The following is a 14,825-nucleotide window of genomic DNA, read 5'->3' as shown; positions in this document are numbered from 1 at the left end:
AAGTATCAAAAAATGGGGAAATTTAATTTTTAATAGATAAATAAGGTATTGGAAGAACATGATTTGTTTAGAGTCCTGTAAGAATCGGGCGATGAAACGACTTTTTAGCCATTATTCGAGAAAAATGACCGATTAATCCCTGATTATTTATACTTTCTGGTTGTAATCAGGGGGGTATTTCAAGGTCAGTACCCTATTTTATTATCAAAAACAGCCTACTTATTATCAAATTTCCCCATATATTATCAAAAATACCCATTTATTATCAAAAATAGAAATATATTATCAAAACCAACTTTTCTCTTTCTTTAATACCTATATGGGTATATAATCATCAAAACCAAATTAGAAGCGAGCGTGGTACCGACCCCACGCCCGCTTTTTTATCTTCACGTCCCTGTAAAATAGGCTTTTACATCAGTAACAGCACCCACTAAGATCACATAAATTGGTTGGGAGTGTTGACATTTATAGGGAATGTACCTATAAGAGGAATTTACCTTGAATCTGTTCTTTGGATGACTGACTTTGGCTAATTAATTGGGGAGGTAGTGAAGAAGATGAATCATTTTCACCATGAGCTTCAAAATCTGAATGTAGGTGATTTTCAGGCAACACAGCCTGTTTCTTGGGATCAACAAATGCTCGACCCGAATGACGAACGACTTTTCTTTGGATTTGGAGGTTGTTTTGGGTTTGGGTTCGCATGCTTCTTTAGTTGTTTTGGATGCGGTGGATGCTTCCGTTGCGGTGGATGCGGCGGTTGTGGACGCTGTGGAGGATGTGGCAGATGCGGCGGTTGTGGTCGCTGCGGACGTTGCGGTCGATAACCAGTTGATAGGAAGGCCCCTGCATGCATGTGTGCAGGGGTCTTTCTTATGTGCAAAATGCCACTTTCACACGGTCCTGAAAAAAAGTCAAGAAACGTCTGCCAAGGTTCTGCTTAGGTTGGTTCTCACGATACCTTTCTTCATTATACATATGGGACAAATTGAGATTCATACGATGATAATGATGGTTTACTAACAACGAAAGCAGCGGGGAGAAGGAGGAGCGATATGGAAAAGTTGGAGCCTTCTATGCGCTTAAAAGTGAAGAGGGATACGTTTTACCTCCCAGAGCCAAACAGCGGGGTCTATTTCAGGAATAACCAGTGCTCTTTCCGGATGGAGGGCAGTGGGATCGATCAGTGGGTTGAGAAGCTCCTACCGATGTTCAATGGGGAGTACTCGCTTGAGTCATTGACGAAAGGACTGCCCGGTCCTTATAAAGATAGGGTGATGGACATTGCAGAGGTTCTCTATCAGAACGGATTTGTCCGGGATGTCAGCAAGGATCTGCCACACGAGCTACCGCAGCAGGTGATGGTTCGATTCGCCTCACAGATTGAATTTGTCGATAGCTTGGCTGATTCGGGGGCATCAAGGTTTGAGCATTACCGCGGCGCCAATGTCCTGGCAGTGGGGTCTGGACCTTTTCTGACTTCACTTGTTTCATCGCTGATTGAATCAGGGTTGGCAAAGCTTCAGGTGCTCATCACCGATGAAGTGCCCACGAATAAAAGGAGACTGATGGAACTTGTGGACCACGCCCGTCAATCCGATCCGGAGCTTGAGCTTCACGAAGTCAGATGTAATGAAAACGGCTGGCGGGACACACTGGAGCCATTTGATTCAATCTTATTTGTCACGCAAAAAGAAAACCTTGAGGAATTGGCCCTGATTCATGACATTTGCAGAAAGGATAAGAAATTGTTTATTCCCGCGGTATGTCACAGGGAAAAAGGCATCGCCGGTCCGATCATCCATCCAGATTCAGAGGCTGGCTGGGAATCTGCATGGCGGCGTTTGCACCTTACTGCCTTAAGAAAAGAAAATGAGTATCATGCACAATCGGCGGTCCCTGCATCGATGCTCGCAAACATGATTGTGTTTGAATTATTTAAAGAGATGACAGGAGTGACCAAACAAAATCAACGAAACAAGCTCTTCCTCCTGGATACGGAAACGCTGGAAGGAAGCTGGCATTCCTTTTTACCGCATCCACTAGAAACAGGGACGCCATCGGCAGAAGCTATAAAGAGTTTGGACACACAACTGGGGCAGGCGTCAAAAAGGGGCGACGGGGAAAAGATGCTCTATTTCTTCAGTCTGCTGACGTCAAAGGAGACTGGGATTTTTCATGTATGGGAGGAAGGCGATACGAAGCAGCTGCCACTTGCTCAATGCCGAGTGCAACCTGTCGATGTGATGTCAGGGGGTCCGGCCGCACTACTCGATGAGGTGATCTGCAGCGGCTTGACCCATGAAGAGGCTCGACGGGAAGCAGGTTTGCAAGGGGTAGAGGAATACGCTTTGAGGTTGGGGCGTTCGATTGTGCCGCATCAGCGGTGGGAATATGTCGCCACTTGCACAGGGGCGACATTCGCGGAATGCGTGGGACGCGGGATTCAGAAGTGTTTGACGGATGAGCTGAGAAAACGGGAATCGCTTCGAAAAAATCCCGTTTACCCTATCGAGTTGGATTCGGTCAAGGATGAAAGATGCGGTTTTTACTTAAAGGCACTGACCACGATGCAAGGTGAGCCACAAATCGGAAGAGGAGAGGATGTTGCAGGCTTTCCGGTCGTGTATGTGCGTGCAAAAAATGGCTGGTATGGAAATGCCGGATTATCGCTTACGATGGCACTGAGAAAGTCTTTGCAACATGCACTCTTTTATGCTCAAAACGATTGGGACGCATTCGATGCAAATCCTGCTGCCACTTTAGTAGTTGAAGGAAATGTAGAGAGAATCACCATACAAGCAGATGAAGATAGGATTCAGCCTGAAACCGTAAATCAGGCAATCAACATCTTGAAAGAGAACCGGAAACATGTAGAAGTGTATGAACTCGGTATGGAACCGATTTTTAAACAGGAGCTTGAAGGCGTGTTTGCCGTGATGCTGCGAGAGGAGGAGAGTCAATGAATTCTTTCGTGGTGATTGTGGGGGAAGGGACGCTTGCGGATTCTGTCTGTGCGGAATTATCAGCCCGTTACCCTGTGTTCAGGCAAAGCAGTTTTGAAAAAAAATTCCCTGTCCGGGCGGATTTGGTGCTATCGCTCCAGGATACGTGGGATCCGGCTGTTCACCAAAGGGCGGAAGAAGTGATGCGTGAGTCTGAGATTCCTTGGTTAAGAGGCTTCGTTTCGTTCGGGGAGGGCATCATCGGACCACTGGTTCGACCCGGCACACCGGGATGCTCACAATGTGCCGATCTGCGTCGACTACTTGGGGGGAAGGAACGTCATGAGATGAGGGAGGTACAGGAGAAACTTGCTGAAGTCGGGGGAATGACGAGGGACCCGTGGGCATCGAATATCGGATTCCTGCACATGGCCAAACTTGTTTCCACAGAAGCTTTCAGGTTCCTTGAAGGAGAAAGACCACATTCCGACGGGAAAATCTGTTTAACGGAACTGAAAACATTGAACAGCTCCTGGCACTCCTTCGCTCCCGATTCTTTATGCAGGTTCTGCAGCCAGGTGCCGGACGATTCCCCGGAATTAGCAAGGATTTCCCTTCAGCCGAGCCCGAAAATCAGTAAGGGAAGCTTCCGCTGCACGCCACTGGGTGAATTGAAAAACGTACTTATTAAAGATTATCTGGATAATCGCACCGGGCTTTTCAATAGTAAGATGTATGATTTGGTGACACCGTTCGCGGATGCGAGCGTCAATATGCCGATGTTCTCCGGGGATGAAGGGACGGCTGGCCGGACACAGGCTTACTCTGACAGCGAATTGACCGCCATTCTTGAGGGGTTGGAGCGTCACTGCGGGCTGCAGCCGCGCGGTAAACGGACCGTGGTCCATGATAGCTACCGGAATGTGAAAGAGAAGGCACTGGATCCGATGAAGGTAGGCGTGCACACCGACGAACAATATGCCATGCCGGGCTTTCCTTTTCAAAAGTTTGATCGGGACCGGGCGATTGATTGGGTATGGGGCTATTCACTGAATGAAGAGCGACCGATCCTCGTCCCGGAGCTCCTTAGCTACTACAGTCTTGGATGCGGTTCAGCCGGTTTTGTCTATGAGACGTCCAACGGCTGTGCACTTGGGGGAAGCAGGGAGGAAGCGATTTTTTACGGAATCATGGAGGTCGTCGAACGCGATTCGTTCCTTTTGACCTGGTATGCAGAGCTGAGCCTGCCGCGTCTTGATCCCTTTACAGCAGGGGATGAGGAGCTCGAGTTGATGATCGAACGGATGCGGGCGGTCGCCGGGTATGATCTCTATCTGTATAACGCCACCATGGAGAATGGAATTCCGAGTATCTTTGCGATTGCGAAAAATCGGAAGGATACTGGACTGAATCTGATCCTGGCAGCCGGTGCCCATCTCGATCCGGTAAGGGCTGCTAAAAGTGCAATCCAGGAGCTGGCCGGGATGATGCTGAACCTTGATGAGAAACTTGAAAAGAACAGGTCGAAGCATGAAAAAATGCTTGATGATGATTCCCTGGTGAGACAGATGGATGATCACGGCATGCTGTATGGGTTGCCGCAGGCCGAAGAGCGCTTGGGCTTTTTATTGAACGACACCCGGCCGTTACGGAGTTTCCAAGAGGAATTCAAGCCTTCGTCCGATCATAGCGATTTGACGGATGACCTGAAGGATATACTGGAAGCATTCCGATGCCGGAACCTTGATGTCATTGTCGTGGATCAGACGGCACCGGAACTTGCGAAGAACGGGCTGCACTGCGTAAAGGTAGTGATCCCCGGCATGCTTCCCATGACTTTCGGGCATCACCTTACCCGTCTGACCGGACTTGAACGGGTCCTTACCGTCCCGGCGGAACTGGGGTATGCCGACCGGCCATTATCGTTTGAGGCGCTTAATCTAAAACCGCATCCATTCCCTTAGGATCTTAGGAGGTAAGGAGGATGAGCTTGGATCAGGATCTGGAAGAACTTCTACACAATCTGCAATGTCGAATCGAGCGCGCCAATCAGCCGAACTGGGAAGCGGACTGGAATGATGCGCCTCTTCCCTATAAGCTGTACCGGGGATTGCCAGTGGTGCCGTTGTCATCAGAAGTACCGCTGTCACTTACGGGGAGACGGACCCCTTCAGAACCGAATGTGGAAACCATCGGCCACTTTCTCTGGTATGTGTATGGCGTCACAGGCGTAAGCCAGTCAGAGGATTCAATTGAGTACGGGGAAGAGGAGTCTTTTCCCATTCATTCCTACAGGCGTTTTGCCCCTTCAGGAGGGGCTCTGTATCCGAATGAACTTTATCTTTATTTAAAATTGTATGATCTACCTCATGGGGTCTACCATTACGATGCCGCCCATCATCGTCTCGAGCTGCTTCGTGAAGGAAATGTCGATCGGTACGTAGAAAGGGCACTCGGCAACCGCTGCGACATCTCTTCCTGTTTCGGAACGGCCTTGATCTCCACCCGTTTTTGGAAAAACTTTTTTAAATACAATAACTTTTCCTACCGGCTCCAGGGGCTCGATGCAGGTGTCCTGACCGGTCAGCTGATCGAAACAGCAAAACGGTTTGGTTACGAGTCAGGCGTATATGGTCAATTTCTCGATACGGCACTCAATCATTTGCTTGGTCTCGACGAAGATGAGGAAAACGTCTATAGCGTCATCCCGCTCTCCGTTGCAGCAACGAATTGGACTGGAACCAGAAGCGGGAGGGCAGGCGTATTCTCTTCTGAAGAATTATGCCGGGAGCTGCCTGCGATTACCTCCGAACACTATGAGCGTTCTGAGAAGATCAGGGAGTTTCCTATGTTACTAGCGGTGAATGAAGCTAGTAAACTGGAACATACAGGTGATTTCAAGCGGCTCGGTACACCACTTTGGGCAGGATGTAGCGGGAAAGAGATTCCACTTCCAGAGGTCAGGTCCAGCTCCTATGATTTTACCGAAGCATGCCGGAACCGCTATTCCCCGGAAATGGATTTTGTCATGGGGAAGATCAGCCAGGAGCAACTTTCGTCTTTATTGAAACGAGTCGATCACCATTTCCGGAATGACTTAGACGAACACATTCATGACAGAGAGCCACGTGTTTCAATTTATGGCTGCTTTTACAATGTAGAAGGCATCCCGGATGGGGCATACGCCTATGACCACGTCTCCCATTCATTGCGTGAAATCAGCAGGGGGGATTATCGCCTTCAGCTGCAATCAGGCTTGTCCCTAGATAACGTTAATTTGCTCCAGGTACCGCTGTGCCTGCATATCATCGGCAAGAAGGACTATAATAAAGACACCCTCGGGCTCAGGGGCTACCGGCTCATGCAAATGGAAGCCGGCCTCCTTCTCCAGCGCCTGCTTTTGGCTACATCCGCTGCCGGATTTGGTGGACACCCGCTTCTTGGCTTCGATACCACCCTGACAGATCGCATCTACCAGTTGGATTCTGAGGGCAACACCACCTTGATTCAGATTCCCATCGGACCGTATCGGAAGCGCGCGTGGTTGAGGGGGGATTTGTTGAGTTGAGGAGGGAAGGGGCATTTTTAAAAGAAAAACTTTAATAAACGGTGCCTGACTTCCTATAAGTCAGGCACCGTTTATTCATGATGTTGACGGACGGAAATGAATGTTAAAACGGAGGATGCAAATGTAGACCTTATTAAGGTGAGTTCATCTTACATTCTTCGGGAAGATTATCTTTTCTAATCATGATTGAAGAGTAGGTCGATAGGTAAATTGGTAAATTGTTGCTCCAATCCGACTAACAGTCCCTGATTTTACTCAGAACTGCTGGATCGAAGCAGCAATTTTAATGAAAATTGAGATTGGTGCTTTAAAAGTCGCTTCTCATCATGTGAAATTTAGGATTGGGGCAAGCGTAAATGGAAATAAATTCGATAATCTTTCGGTTTGAGCTGATAATCTTCGAGATTTAGACGATAATCTTTTACGTTACACATTTAATCTTCCAACTTTCCTGCTTATTCTTTCGATTCTGAGGATCATTCAGTCACTTACCAAAAAAATCCAAACTCATGCGCTAGTAGTTTGGCTGCACACCCGTGATTTTCTTCTGCACCCCGCTAAGGGAACGCATTTTCGCACAGTGGTACAAACACATGTGCTCTCCCTGGCTGAATTATGTTAAAATCGGAAATATTGGTAGGTTGGAAGCGAACCAAAGGGACAGGTACCGTGGTCCAAGCGATAACATGAAGATTGTGATATTAATAGCATGGCCTTGATAGGGACCCGCCCAGTGCCCATTTACTATTTTTAAAAAAACAATACATTCAGGAGTCTAAAAATGATAAAACCATTACAAGGAAAGATTGCGGTTGTTACAGGTGCATCCCGTGGAGCGGGAAGGGGGATTGCCTTCGAATTAGGCAGTGCAGGAGCGACGGTGTATGTGACGGGGCGGAGTGTGAGGGGAGCTGCAACCGATCATCGTTCAGAAACCATCGAAGAAACGGCAGATGGTGTCACTTCACGTGGGGGAATAGGCATTGCCGTACGATGTGACCATACAAACGAGGATGACGTGAGGAATCTGTTTGAACAGATTGAAAGGGAGCACGGCCGGATCGATTTGTTGGTCAATAGTGTGTTTGGTGGTTCCGAAAGCTCGCTGCCGGCAGGGAATGGACGATCTTTTTGGGAACGGCCAACGGAGCATTGGGATGCCATGATGGTAGCCGGACCCCAGGCATATTTGCTGACGTCCCGATACGCTGTACCATTGATGAAGGACAATCAGAATGGACTGATTGTAAACATCACATTCTTTATGAAGGATAAAATTTCAGGGAATTTATATTATGATCTCGCGATGAATGCCATCAATCGAATGACTCAGGGAATGGCAAAGGAATTAAAGGTCTTCGACGTTTCAGCCGTTGCGGTTTGCCCAGGATGGATGAGGACGGAAAGAGTGATCGACTCAGGTTTTGGACCAGAGGATGGAGCAACGGAATCCACCGCCTACGTTGGTCGAGCAGTTGTGGCACTGGCATCAGACAGCAACGTTTCGTGGTTCTCTGGCAACGCAGTCATGGTGGCGGAACTAGCGAGAGAATATGATTTTACCGATATTGATGGAACCCAGCCGTTGCCGTTTAATGGGTAGGATAGGTGCCTCCGATTACTAAATGGATGCTCATATGCTTCCATTAAGTAAGGAAGTGTTTTTTTGAGAGATTGGGAATAGTCATACACACTATAGATGGAAAACACAGACAGTGGTGGATTTGTCTCTCGAGTTATCAAAAGTACAAATTAGTGAGAAAGAAATATACTGGGGACTCTTGAAAGATGACAGAATGGGTAAATTCACGTTTTAGCGATTTTTAGATTTACAAAGTGGACTACGGTCTGTGGTAGAGCGGGGAGCAGTTCCTGGTCTACTTTTTACTATGCCTATCCAGACGACGCCTAACGGTTAGATTTTTGAATAAAATTGATCTTCTGAGGGGGTGGATCGATAGAATGTTGCTCCAATCAAGGTAACAGTCCCTGATTTTACTCTGAATTACTGGATTGAAGCAGCAATTTTAATGAAAAAAGAGATTGGTTCTTTAAATGAGGCTTCTCATCAACTGAAATAAAGGAATTGGGCAATCAAAAATGGAACTAAATTGGATAATCTTCCGTTTTTGACTGATAATCTTCGAGATTCAGACGATAATCTTTTACGTTACACATTTAATCTTCCAACTTTCCTGCTTATTCTTTCGATTCTGAGGATCATTCAGTCACTTACCAAAAAAACCCAAAAAATAAACACCTCACTCATCATCAGTAAAGAAACAGCCCCCCTCTATGAGAAAAGGCCAATAAGCACAAAAACACAAATCCCGCTCGCTCCTCCCCCTGCCACTCCAAAACTTACCTCCCCCCGATTAATACCGTTCCACCACCTTCCAAACGTGCATTCCACCTTAGTAAAATACGTACCACTTTCCATATTTACAATCCACAATCCATCAATACATCCACTATTTCCGTTCACCGCCCAAACTTGTCGAAAAACCTTTACCCAGCACCTATTTCAGGTAGCCTGGGATCCCTCATACAAAATTTTTATTGAGTACTCTTACAAGGTTTGAAATAATTGGAATTAAGAAAAACGCAATACATAACAGGGCATGTTCGTGAATTTTTTTAAAAAACTTTCAAAAAAGTGAAATAAATCAAGTTGTGATTCGACTCATTAATAAGTGTGCACATGGTTGGGGGTTTCGGAGGATGTCAGGCAACAAGATTTCGGACTGGTTTTATCAATATAACAAAGATATTTATCATTTTTTGATTTACTATACAGGGTCTCCCGATATCGAGGACTTGGTTCAGGAAGTGTTTTACCGTGCGATCAAGGGGATTGACCGTTTTCAAGAGCACTCAAGCCCTAAGACTTGGTTGTTCGGGATTGCGAGGAATGTTGGGATAGATGAGATCAGAAAGAAAAAGCGAACGAAAATTTGGATGTCATTGACGGGCAGGGAATTCGAAGATCGACTAGAGAATAGTCCTGAAAGGATCTTGCAGCTTAATGAGCAAAACCATATTCTATACGAAGCAATCCACTCCTTGAAAAGGGATTATCGTGATGTCATCATCCTACGGGGGATTAAGGAATTTACGGTTTCAGAAACAGCTAATGTTTTAAACTGGAATGAAAATAAGGTGAGGGTCACGTATCACAGGGCGCTGAAAGCTCTACAAAAGAAAAAGGAGGGGCTGGGGTGAGTAAAGAAAATACCAATCCACAAATGGATCGACTAGTTGCAGAAATCAAAGCCTTGCCCGAACCGGATTATGAAAAGCACTTTGATCGATTTACGCAGGAAAGGATTCATCAACATTTAATGGACATGACAAGGAAGCAGAAAAAGAGAAAGACATTAACAAACAAGCTACAGCCTATCTTCCTTAGTATCGCAGGTATTCTGGTTTTGATGGTGATCATTTCAAACGTACTTCCTCTGGATCATCTTACGAGAAACAACGCGGACAACCATGAAACCTACCAATTCTCTGGAAATGTGTACAACCTTCAACATTTAGTTGTCATTAAGGGACTCAGCAATCTGCCAGAAGGGACGGTGATCACGGTCGAAAAAGCAGGCAAGGAAAAAGACGCTTTTCTTTATGAAGATTCAGTTGAAGTTGATGATGAAGGCTCGTTTCAATTTTTCATTGAACGTGCCAAGAAGGATGAAGAATATCTGATGAACGTCATCATCTATTCCCATCTCCAGCCTCAGCGGGTAAAACAAGTATTGGGTGAGCGAGGACAAGAATTGAAACAAATCAAGAATGCGAAAGGCGCTTTCGAATATCGTTACAATGGCAATGATTACTATGGACTGAAATTGATGGGAGCAGCCTATCGAGTCGACACGACGGAGTATCATCTACTTCCGAAATACCTTAGAGACATCAAGGAGTAGGTGGTGGAAACAGAAGCTTTAAAACGAAAGGGGGGATCCGCATGAAATCTGGAATCAAATTAATCATGGAGCCTTTGTTGATCATTTTAGGGATCTTGCTCGTCAGTTCGACTTCTGCACTATTCGAACCACAAACGTCTTATTGGGAACGCTTATTGTCTGTGTTAAAAGAAATAGCATGGCCCCAGGATCTCGTCTATGTTAATCCTGTATCTGAAATAGAAAGAGAGGTTTTTCCAATCCTATTCAGTGCCTTTTTCAGCAGTGCAAGGATTGTGTTCCTAGCCTTGGTGATGGCCATCGTGAACTCTCTGGTTTTACTTGTATGTTACTTTTTTGCAGGAACATCCTTCAAGGCTTTGATCAAGTCTTGTTCGGTCGTGATCAGTTCATTGCCTGATATCTTCGTCATTGCCGTTCTTCAGATCTTCGTCATTCTGTTTTTTAAAAGCACAGGTGTATTGTTGATCGATGTGGCCTCAACGGGAGAAAATCAAGTGATCCTGTTCCCGGCTGTGGCACTGAGTATCTTACCCACTTTCTTTTTCTTGGGGCTACTGGTCTCATTTTTAAACGAGGAAGAGCATTTATCGTATGTTGAGCTGGCCAGGGGGAAAGGACTTAATAAATATCGTATTTTGTTTATCCATATGATCCGGAATATCTTGATCAGCGTCACGTATCACGGGAAGCAAATCGTTTGGATGATGCTCTCGAATTTATTGATACTAGAATATTTATTTAATGTATTCGGGGTAACATCTTTCTTATTCTCATATAATTCCCCTTCCATCTTTGCCATCACTTCGATCCTGCTATTTATACCAATCTACCTTTTGCTGAAGTGCCTTCAATGGTTCATCAAAAATAGGATTGGGAGGGAGATGAGTTTATGACTAGGGCAAAGGCCAAGATCTTGTTGACCATTTGTATCGGTTTTATTTTGCTATTGGTTGTAGGGAGCCTGACGTACAACTTCGTGTATGATGGTAAGATTCCACAAACATTATTATCATACAATGAAGACGGGAGGATTATCGGAAAGGCCCCGTTTAGTCCTTCGGTTCAACATCCGTTAGGGACTGATCGAAACGGGTATGATCTGTTGTATAAAGTATTGCAGGGGGCGCAGTACACTCTAGGTGCTGCTGTCGTCATCTCGTTGCTCAGTTTTGTCATCTCCTTTGTCTTTGGCATTTTTTGGGGGTTCTTCGAAACGGCAAATCGATTTGTTTCTCAAACCGTATTATCATCGCTATACTTCATTCCACAATCCATCATTGCATACAACATTTTATTCCCTTTACTTTGGGAGCCGCGAGGAGGATTCGACACGACCTTTTCTGAAAGGGTGCTGCTGACGATCATCACGCTTGCACTGATTACAGTCCCCACAACAGCCGTGTTGATTTCGAATGAAACGAGGGAAATATTAAAAAAAGAATTCATCTTAAGTGCAAAGGTTCTAGGGGGCAGCAAGTTTTTCGTTCTGATCAAACATGTTCTGCCTCACCTGAAGGCAAGGCTTTTTATCATCTATCCGAAAATCGTCATCCAAGTGCTACTGATTATTGCGCATTTAGGTTTTTTCAAGTTGTTCTTTGGCGGGACCGATGTATGCTATGGGCCTTTTTGTGATCCTCCCAAACCAATCGTACAGGAGTGGGCTGGGTTGATGGCAATGAACTTCCATGAACTCTTTAATGCATGGTGGATCTTTATGGCACCCATGCTGTTCTTCTCGCTGACGATCCTCTCATTAAATGGCATCACCAAAGGGGTGGAGGCTTTGTCAGTAACAAGCGTCAATGCAGACCTGAAGAAAGGTCAGGAAGAAAAGGTTCCTCCAACAACGGCAGGTAAGAGAGGGTTTACGGGAGAGGATTTTCAGAGAGTGAATGGATACTAGATCCCTTTTACATAGAATGGGATGCCTGCTTGGCTGGACATAAGGAATGAATGGATGGAAGTCCATTCTTTTCTTATGTAAGGAGAAGTAATTAGCACCTTAATTCAATAGAAATCTGTTCAATATGAAAAATACAAGCTGCGTTATATGCATGCGACTCTCTAGAAAATGACAATCCACTTTTCATATTTTCCATTTACCCCCCCAAGTTGTCGAAAAATCTTGGTTCTTAGAGACGAAAAACGCTCTTTACTCCTCATCAATCATGAAGGGAAAATCGTAAGCCACATGGAATAGATAACAGAATGATAGAACGATAATCATAGAGGGGGGAACTTACCACATGACGGTTTCACCATTTGATCCACAGTTTGTTTTAGAAGGAGAGAGGATTAAGCTTGTTCCTATGAAACTGGAACATGCTCGTGACCTGTTTCGTATCAATGATCGTGATCTTTGGGCGTTTATGTTTTCAGAGATCAGTACGTTAGAAGAAATGGAACGTTGGGTTTCGGAAGCTGTTAAACTACGGGGGCAACGAGCGGCGCTGCCATTTGTTGTGATGTTGAAAGATACAGATGAGATTGTCGGTACCACACGGATGTATGAATGGAACGAGAAGCAAAAGTCCTGTGAAGTGGGTTCGACCTGGTACGACAAGGACTACCAACGAACATTCGCGAATACTGAAACCAAATTTGTATTGTTGCAGTTTTGCTTTGAGCAGCTGGGCATGATTCGGGTTCAATTGAAGACGGATGAGAGAAATGTACGTTCAAGGAAGGCGATTGAGAGATTGGGCGCCGTAAAAGAAGGGATCTTGAGGAATGAAAGGATTCTTGCGAATGGTTATGTTAGAAACGCGGTTCTTTATTCCATCACAAAGGAAGAGTGGGCTGGGGTGAAGCGAGGGTTACGTGATAGGATGGAACACTATAGAGGAATCTGATCCGTCTAAACCCTCCGCCGGTTTAGAAGGGGTTCACTTTAGCAATAAGTGACGTCTTTTTAATGGAAATCTATCTGTTTTTAGTCTTTATACTCGATGAGTGTGTGATTTTCTTCAAGTTTTTTATGCATGATCGCTGTAGTAGGGGGTATAACAGGGGCAGGAGCTACTTTTATTATTAAAACTGCCCCACTTATTATCAAAAAACAGAATATATTATCAAAAATCCCCATTTATTATCAAATATAGAAATATATTATCAAAACCACGTTTTCATCTTTCTATATACCTGGTGGTGTATCAAGAATCCAACAAGCTCCCTTATCATAAAACAGTCCCCATATAACAAAAATCGCGCAACTCAAATACTCCCCCCACATTAAATTTTCAATAAACCTACATTCCAAGTATTATTCAGCAAATAAACGGGTATAGTGGTAAAAAAAAGCGAGGGTATCCGTATGTTCAAGTTGATGATTGCAAGAGTACTGCGCCTCTTGCCTAACCAAGCGGAAAAAACACCGATGGTTCCCCTGCAAGAAGTGGACATGAAAAAAGATGTGCTCGTTGAAACGTCCATTAAACGTACGAAAATATCTTTATATTATCCTCTGAAAACAAACAAGAAAAAGCTTCCTGTCTACGTCAACTTCCATGGCGGTGCGTTCATCATGAATGAGAAGGAGATGGATGATCCGTATTGCCGTTATCTTGCCAATGAGGCAGACTGCGTGGTTGTGAATGTTGACTATGCGAAAGCTCCTGAGTATCCGTTTCCAAAACCGATCAGGGAAGCTTATGACATTCTTCAATGGCTGAAGGGGAGAGCCGATGAGCTGAAGATCGATGCTGAGAAAATCACGGTTGGTGGACAAAGTTCTGGTGCAAATATAGCTGCGGCACTCTGCCTTGACCTTGAAGAGAGGGGGGAGAAGCAGCCGCTGCTCCAAGTGCTGTCCTACCCGATGCTCGACTTTGTCACGCCGCACGGAGAAAAACCGGAACCTGATAAATGGCGTTCAAGGTATCCGCAAGTCGCTCAATTTCTCAACATGTGCTATGTACCCGAAACAGGGCAAGCGGCGCATCCCCTTGCATCCCCTGTCCTCGCTGAAGTCAGTGATCGTCTGGCTCCGGCCTTGATTCTCATAGCGGAGTTCGATGCATTCAGACCAGAAGCGCTACGGTATGCGGAAAAATTAAATGCAGCAGGTGTACACGTCCAGGAAGAGCTATTCGAAGGCTGTTCCCATGCTTTTACACATCTAGGGCCAAAAGAAAGCGCTGAAAAAGCTTGGGGAATGATTGCATGGAAGATCAAAGATGCGACTGAATCACTTGAATTCGAAGCACGGACCCGTGTGGAATGAATGATCGTAGCTCGATCACGACACTGGAGGCACATTGCGCCGATTTTTTCTCTACATCAGGGTATAAGACAAGTGCTGAATTTATAGACTTTGTAGCAGTAGAAAAAGGATGCATCAAGCGGTTCAGCGGTTAAATTCGAAGGCAATTGGATGAA

General features: G+C 45.4%; 11 protein-coding genes. All 11 read left to right on the top strand.

What is annotated here, in order from left to right; translation table 11 throughout:
* Positions 1-560 precede the first annotated feature (560 nt).
* The 11 genes from LCM10_RS04195 to LCM10_RS04145 all read left to right on the top strand — a co-directional run bounded on the left by LCM10_RS04195 (position 561) and on the right by LCM10_RS04145 (position 14,670).
* Complete coding sequence (locus LCM10_RS04195) at positions 561-830, top strand: heterocycloanthracin/sonorensin family bacteriocin (RefSeq protein ID WP_224875595.1); 270 nt, start codon at positions 561-563, stop codon at positions 828-830.
* A 228-nt stretch (positions 831-1,058) separates the two neighbouring features.
* Complete coding sequence (locus LCM10_RS04190; RefSeq protein WP_224874913.1) at positions 1,059-2,969, top strand: putative thiazole-containing bacteriocin maturation protein; 1,911 nt, start codon at positions 1,059-1,061, stop codon at positions 2,967-2,969.
* Positions 2,966-4,912 (top strand): TOMM precursor leader peptide-binding protein, encoded by a 1,947-nt coding sequence (locus LCM10_RS04185; RefSeq protein WP_224874912.1) that lies wholly within the window; start codon positions 2,966-2,968, stop codon positions 4,910-4,912. The genes LCM10_RS04190 and LCM10_RS04185 overlap by 4 nt, the downstream gene beginning before the upstream one ends.
* A 20-nt stretch (positions 4,913-4,932) precedes the next feature.
* On the top strand, positions 4,933-6,516 hold the full coding sequence (locus LCM10_RS04180) for a SagB family peptide dehydrogenase (RefSeq protein WP_224874911.1): 1,584 nt from the start codon (positions 4,933-4,935) through the stop codon (positions 6,514-6,516).
* 784 nt (positions 6,517-7,300) lie between these two features.
* Positions 7,301-8,119, top strand: coding sequence for an SDR family NAD(P)-dependent oxidoreductase (locus tag LCM10_RS04175; protein WP_224875594.1), 819 nt, complete (start codon positions 7,301-7,303; stop codon positions 8,117-8,119).
* Between the two features lie 1,118 nt (positions 8,120-9,237).
* On the top strand, positions 9,238-9,738 hold the full coding sequence (locus LCM10_RS04170) for an RNA polymerase sigma factor (RefSeq protein ID WP_224874910.1): 501 nt from the start codon (positions 9,238-9,240) through the stop codon (positions 9,736-9,738).
* The gene (locus LCM10_RS04165; protein ID WP_224874909.1) at positions 9,735-10,442 is read left to right on the top strand and encodes a hypothetical protein; all 708 of its coding nucleotides are present in this window, start codon (positions 9,735-9,737) and stop codon (positions 10,440-10,442) included. The genes LCM10_RS04170 and LCM10_RS04165 overlap by 4 nt, the downstream gene beginning before the upstream one ends.
* A gap of 41 nt (positions 10,443-10,483) precedes the next feature.
* Positions 10,484-11,338, top strand: coding sequence for an ABC transporter permease subunit (locus LCM10_RS04160; RefSeq protein WP_224874908.1), 855 nt, complete (start codon positions 10,484-10,486; stop codon positions 11,336-11,338).
* Positions 11,335-12,351, top strand: coding sequence for an ABC transporter permease (locus LCM10_RS04155; protein WP_224874907.1), 1,017 nt, complete (start codon positions 11,335-11,337; stop codon positions 12,349-12,351). The genes LCM10_RS04160 and LCM10_RS04155 overlap by 4 nt, the downstream gene beginning before the upstream one ends.
* Positions 12,352-12,694: 343 nt before the next feature.
* Complete coding sequence (locus LCM10_RS04150; RefSeq protein ID WP_224874906.1) at positions 12,695-13,300, top strand: GNAT family N-acetyltransferase; 606 nt, start codon at positions 12,695-12,697, stop codon at positions 13,298-13,300.
* 461 nt (positions 13,301-13,761) lie between these two features.
* The gene (locus tag LCM10_RS04145; protein WP_224874905.1) at positions 13,762-14,670 is read left to right on the top strand and encodes an alpha/beta hydrolase; all 909 of its coding nucleotides are present in this window, start codon (positions 13,762-13,764) and stop codon (positions 14,668-14,670) included.
* The last annotated feature ends 155 nt before the right edge of the window (positions 14,671-14,825 follow it).

The sequence above is a fragment of the Rossellomorea aquimaris genome (assembly GCF_020171925.1).
Lineage (GTDB): Bacteria > Bacillota > Bacilli > Bacillales > Bacillaceae_B > Rossellomorea > Rossellomorea aquimaris_F.
Note: the sequence above shows the minus strand (reverse complement) of the source record. Positions and strands in the feature narration are given on the sequence as shown.

What these genes read in the sequence shown, in the direction of transcription:
- LCM10_RS04160 (WP_224874908.1), top strand. Translation starts at nt 10,484, where the DNA reads ATGAAATCTGGAATCAAATTAATCATGGAGCCTTTGTTGATCATTTTA.
- LCM10_RS04170 (WP_224874910.1), top strand. Translation starts at nt 9,238, where the DNA reads ATGTCAGGCAACAAGATTTCGGACTGGTTTTATCAATATAACAAAGAT.
- LCM10_RS04190 (WP_224874913.1), top strand. Translation starts at nt 1,059, where the DNA reads ATGGAAAAGTTGGAGCCTTCTATGCGCTTAAAAGTGAAGAGGGATACG.
- LCM10_RS04145 (WP_224874905.1), top strand. Translation starts at nt 13,762, where the DNA reads ATGTTCAAGTTGATGATTGCAAGAGTACTGCGCCTCTTGCCTAACCAA.
- LCM10_RS04155 (WP_224874907.1), top strand. Translation starts at nt 11,335, where the DNA reads ATGACTAGGGCAAAGGCCAAGATCTTGTTGACCATTTGTATCGGTTTT.
- LCM10_RS04195 (WP_224875595.1), top strand. Translation starts at nt 561, where the DNA reads ATGAATCATTTTCACCATGAGCTTCAAAATCTGAATGTAGGTGATTTT.
- LCM10_RS04185 (WP_224874912.1), top strand. Translation starts at nt 2,966, where the DNA reads ATGAATTCTTTCGTGGTGATTGTGGGGGAAGGGACGCTTGCGGATTCT.
- LCM10_RS04180 (WP_224874911.1), top strand. Translation starts at nt 4,933, where the DNA reads ATGAGCTTGGATCAGGATCTGGAAGAACTTCTACACAATCTGCAATGT.
- LCM10_RS04150 (WP_224874906.1), top strand. Translation starts at nt 12,695, where the DNA reads ATGACGGTTTCACCATTTGATCCACAGTTTGTTTTAGAAGGAGAGAGG.